This window comes from Gallibacterium melopsittaci, assembly GCF_042433085.1.
In the GTDB taxonomy this organism is placed as follows: Bacteria; Pseudomonadota; Gammaproteobacteria; order Enterobacterales; family Pasteurellaceae; genus Gallibacterium; species Gallibacterium melopsittaci.
The window spans coordinates 1-4,454 of the sequence record NZ_JBHLWA010000026.1 but is presented as its reverse complement, the minus strand read 5'-3'; the positions used below and the strand labels follow the sequence as shown (position 1 = coordinate 4,454).

Annotated in this window: 3 protein-coding genes; all 3 read left to right on the top strand. The window is 29.1% G+C overall.

Annotated features, from left to right (window positions below):
- Window positions 1-496 precede the first annotated feature (496 nt).
- From ACFFHT_RS05750 to ACFFHT_RS05740, 3 genes are read left to right on the top strand one after another with little or no spacing between them, the layout of a single operon-like run.
- Window positions 497-1,573 (top strand): hypothetical protein, encoded by a 1,077-nt coding sequence (locus ACFFHT_RS05750; protein WP_382374324.1) that lies wholly within the window; start codon window positions 497-499, stop codon window positions 1,571-1,573.
- Entirely contained in the window at window positions 1,573-2,010 is a 438-nt protein-coding gene (locus tag ACFFHT_RS05745; protein ID WP_382374322.1) for a three component ABC system middle component, read from the top strand. The genes ACFFHT_RS05750 and ACFFHT_RS05745 overlap by 1 nt, the downstream gene beginning before the upstream one ends.
- On the top strand, window positions 2,007-3,974 hold the full coding sequence (locus tag ACFFHT_RS05740) for a DUF3732 domain-containing protein (protein WP_382374320.1): 1,968 nt from the start codon (window positions 2,007-2,009) through the stop codon (window positions 3,972-3,974). The genes ACFFHT_RS05745 and ACFFHT_RS05740 overlap by 4 nt, the downstream gene beginning before the upstream one ends.
- Window positions 3,975-4,454: the final 480 nt, after the last annotated feature.

Below are 4,454 nucleotides of genomic sequence, written 5' to 3'. Positions count from 1 at the left end.
GTGTGTGATAGACTTAAATCGGCATTGGCCTTCGTGGACATTGATATTTCCTCCTATATTTTGAATTTTGGTTATCAGCCTTATTCATTATATAGTGAGGATTTTTCTTTTCACCGTTTAAGCTTTTTGATTCCATACGCATAGCGTATGGTTTTTATAGCTAGACTTTGTCTAGCTATAACAAAAAAGTGCGGTAATTTTGACCGCACTTTTTCTATCATAGATTTAAAATGATAATCGCATAAAGTTTGATTGCGTACTTATTAAATTAAGATTTAAGTGTTGAATAGTAGATAGTTTTAGGTGGTCTTATAATTCAAGGAATATGAAACAATAAAAATAAAACTTAAAAGTATCTATAGAACAAATTCAATCTAAGCGAATAAGAATCTATTTAAGTAAAAATTCAAATATTGAAAATTATTAATGATCATATTAATATGATAAAGCTAAACTTTTTAATTGTTAAGCATGAATTATTAGATGGAGAAAAACAATGAAAGAAACAAAAAATTCAGCTTTAACAATAGCAAAAGCTTATCATTACCAAAGTATAGTGGCACTTTATCAATGCTTTAAAATGAGGGAAGGTGATTTAATTTATATTGAAAAAGACGGTGATATAAGCCATATTTCCAATCACCCGAATATCAGTACTCAAATCGAAGTAAAAGATATTAAAGCATCACTTACTGATCTGCATGAAAGTTTTTGGAAAACGCTTAAAAACTGGCTAGCTCCTGAATTTAATCACCATCAATATAAAACACTAGTTTTACATACAACACAGCTTTTTGGTAAAACAACTAAACTCATCCATTGGAACAATAGTGATGCAAAAAATAGATTAAAGATACTTCAAGAGATATACTCAAATATATCTAAACCTAATGATATACATAACAATGTTATTAATACCAATAAATATATATTATTAGAGATTATTAGCAAAGTTATACTGTGCACTGAATCTGATGATAAAGATGAAATATTAAGTGAAATTCGAAATGCTTATTTGCGTGGAATACCCAAAAATAATCAGCACCGTTTTATTGAAAGCTTAATAGGATTTATTTATCAACTTGCCAATGGGAATACATGGTCTATTTCTTGTGAAGTATTTAATGAAAAACTTATTGATTTAACAAGTCAATTCTCTAGAAAAGAATTCACTTTTCCTGAATTTACAGGAATTCCTGCTAGTGAACAGGAAGTTAAAGAGAACGAAGACAAAACATTTGTAATAAAAATTAAAGATATTAATTATGATGAAGTCATTCATGAAGCAATAGGAAATTGGTTGGAGTTTATTCAATCACTAAATCAAGAATTAGATAATAGTCCGGTGTACCATGAGAAGACAAAAAAATATCAAGATGAATTGATTAGACGATATAAAAATAGGCATAGAAGAGCTATAAGAAATGCTCAAGATCCTAAGGATTTTTATGATAGCATCATTGATGAGATTCCATTCCCCATAGGTAATGATAACCCTCCAGCTCCATATCGTAATGGTATTATTCATGAATCAATGGATACATATAATGAACTAAAATGGGATACTAAATAATGAATACAATAGAAGCTTTATATGTATTAAAATATAATCCATTTAAGTATGGTAAATATTTAGCAACCTTCTATAGTAAGCTTTCTGGCGTAGAGCAGAATTTGTTACTTTCCCCATTATTAATTCCTTTACTAACCCATCCAATATTTAAAGAGAAAATTAAAAATTGTAAAAGCACAAGTTCTTTGCACACTATCTTTTTTAGCAATTATAAAGAATTATATGATTTGCAAGAGCGAATAAACTCATTTAAAGCGCTAACTATTGAGAGTATTCATTATTGCTTAATAAATGAATGGATTAAAATTAATATAGATAATCTATCTATTACTTCTGAGCAAGATGTTCACGATATCAGAATTGCAGAAAAACTTGCTCGGTTGCTTAGCAACCATACAATCCAAGATATATATTCAGTTTTAGGAGTAAAGCCATGAAAACAATTATCCGTGAAATTGGTTTAGTGGATAAACATGGAAGGATTCACCGTGTTCAGTTGCAAGAGGGGCTAAATATTATTACAGGAAAATCTTCCACAGGAAAGAGTGCATTAATTGAAGTTTTTGACTATTGCTTTGGCGGAAAAGATACTATCCCAGTTGGTGTAATCACAAATAATACTGAAATATATTATTTATACTTGCAAATTCAAGAAGAATATTTTGTTATTGGTAGACAAAAAAATGATGGCAAAGGATTTTTTAAGCGAGAAGATGCTTATATATCCAACAAAATATCTTCCACTTATTTTACACAAAATAATTTCTTGTCTCAAAAGCTCTATAAAGAGCAACTAACCAAACTATTTATAGATATCAGTAATGTAGATGAATCTTTAGTTGCACAAGAAATTAGAGGAAGGCCTGCCCCAACACCATCTATTAGAAGTTTTACCTCATTTATCTTACAACATCAAAATTTAATTGCGAACAAACATGCTATATTCTACCGATTTGATGAAAAAGAAAAAAGAGAGCAAGTAATAGAGCATACTAAAATATTCTTAGGTTTTGTTAATCAGGAGTATTTTATCCTTTCCCAAGAAATAGAATCATTACAATTACAAATTAAAAAACTGCAAAGAGAAAAAAGTATTATCGATAAATATATTGAAGAAAATAATTCAAGTATACAAAATCAACTTAACTTACTTTACTCTTTAATGGGTTCGGATAAAAAACCAATTACAATAGGTAATATTAAAACAAATGCTAATAATTCAAAGCTATCATTAGACAATTTTATAGTAGATGAAAATATTGTTTATGATTCTAATAAAGATATTCAGTATTTCACTCGATTATCAAGAGAAATTATCGAATATGACAATAAGAAAAGAAGATTATCTATTAAACGAGAATCTATTAGAAAGCATTTGCAAATAGAACAAGATGTATCAAAAAACCTATCATCGCAGGAAAAAATAGGAAGTGCTCAGATAGGAGTTTCTGTATGCCCTTTTTGTTTATCAGAAAAAGATAGCTTACCTATTCAAGCAGAAAAACTAACACAGGCTATACAAAAAATATCAACAGACCTTACTCAAAATCTAACATTAAAATCTCATTTAGAAATAGAACTACAAGAACTTACAAAAGAAATTAAAGAGCTTGATGGTAAAATCAGAGAATTGAGAAGTATAAAAAATAAGCTTGAAAATGAAAGCAAACTAGTTCAGCAAGCCAAAAGTAAATATGAACAAATTATAATGGTTAAGGCAAGCCTATTTGCTATGCTTGATATTCTTTCTCGTAAACAAACAGGGCAAACGGGTGAAGAACAAATTATGGAGCTAAATTCAAAATTAGAGGCATTGAAAAAGGATTTAGATAAATATAATTTATCTAAAGATATAGCAAAAGCAGAAAATAGAATAAATCAGATTATGAGTGATATTGGAAAATATTTTGATTTTGAGGAGTTTTATAAGCCTATTAGGCTAAAGTTTTCCTTATCTAGTTTTGAACTATATTATGAAAGTTCCAAAGGAAAAATTTACTTACGCTCAATGGGAAGCGGTGCTAATTGGTTATACTGTCATATCACTTTATTTTTAGCACTACATCAATATTTTATTGAACTGGGAAATCAGTGTGTTATTCCATCAATTCTATTTTTAGATCAGCCAACACAGGTTTATTTTCCTGATTTTCAAAATGATACTGATGAGATATTTGATATAAAAAAATTAGAGCGTAAGCGTGAAATTGATAGTGATATTCAATCCGTCACTAAACTTTTTACTAAACTGGCTCAATATTGCGATAACCTAAAACAGCACTATGGATATTCTCCTCAAATTATTGTTACAGATCACGTGGATAATTTAGATTTAGACGGGTATCAGTTTGAAGATTTTGTACGACATCGATGGAGAAGAATGGGATTCATAAGACAATAAAATGAATGAAAATAATATATTATGTATCTTAAGATAAAGTATTTTATTTTCTAACTATCTGAAAAATTAAAATTTATAAATGCAGTCAGATTTTTGAATATAGTATTTATGAGATTAGATTTTGCCAATGTATAGAATACTTGTGTCTGACAATAAAGTTTAATATCAGCAAAATGCGGTAGATAGCAGTGAAATGCAGTTCGTGCCACGGCAGTATGAACGGGGTTTTGTGTAAGCAAATTTTGCTTAATTGTCTAAAAAACACGGCTTTGTGAATATATCTCAAGCCGTGTTTTTTATTATAGCTAGACAAAGTCTAGCTATAAAAACCATACGCTATGCGTATGGAATCAAAAAGCTTAAGCGGTGAAAAGAAAAATCCTCACTATATAATGAATAAGGCTGACAACCAAAATTCAAAATATAGGAGGAAATATCAATGTCCACGAAGGCCAATGCCGATTTAAGTCTATCACACAC

What these genes read in the sequence shown, in the direction of transcription:
- ACFFHT_RS05745 (WP_382374322.1), top strand. Translation starts at nt 1,573, where the DNA reads ATGAATACAATAGAAGCTTTATATGTATTAAAATATAATCCATTTAAG.
- ACFFHT_RS05740 (WP_382374320.1), top strand. Translation starts at nt 2,007, where the DNA reads ATGAAAACAATTATCCGTGAAATTGGTTTAGTGGATAAACATGGAAGG.
- ACFFHT_RS05750 (WP_382374324.1), top strand. Translation starts at nt 497, where the DNA reads ATGAAAGAAACAAAAAATTCAGCTTTAACAATAGCAAAAGCTTATCAT.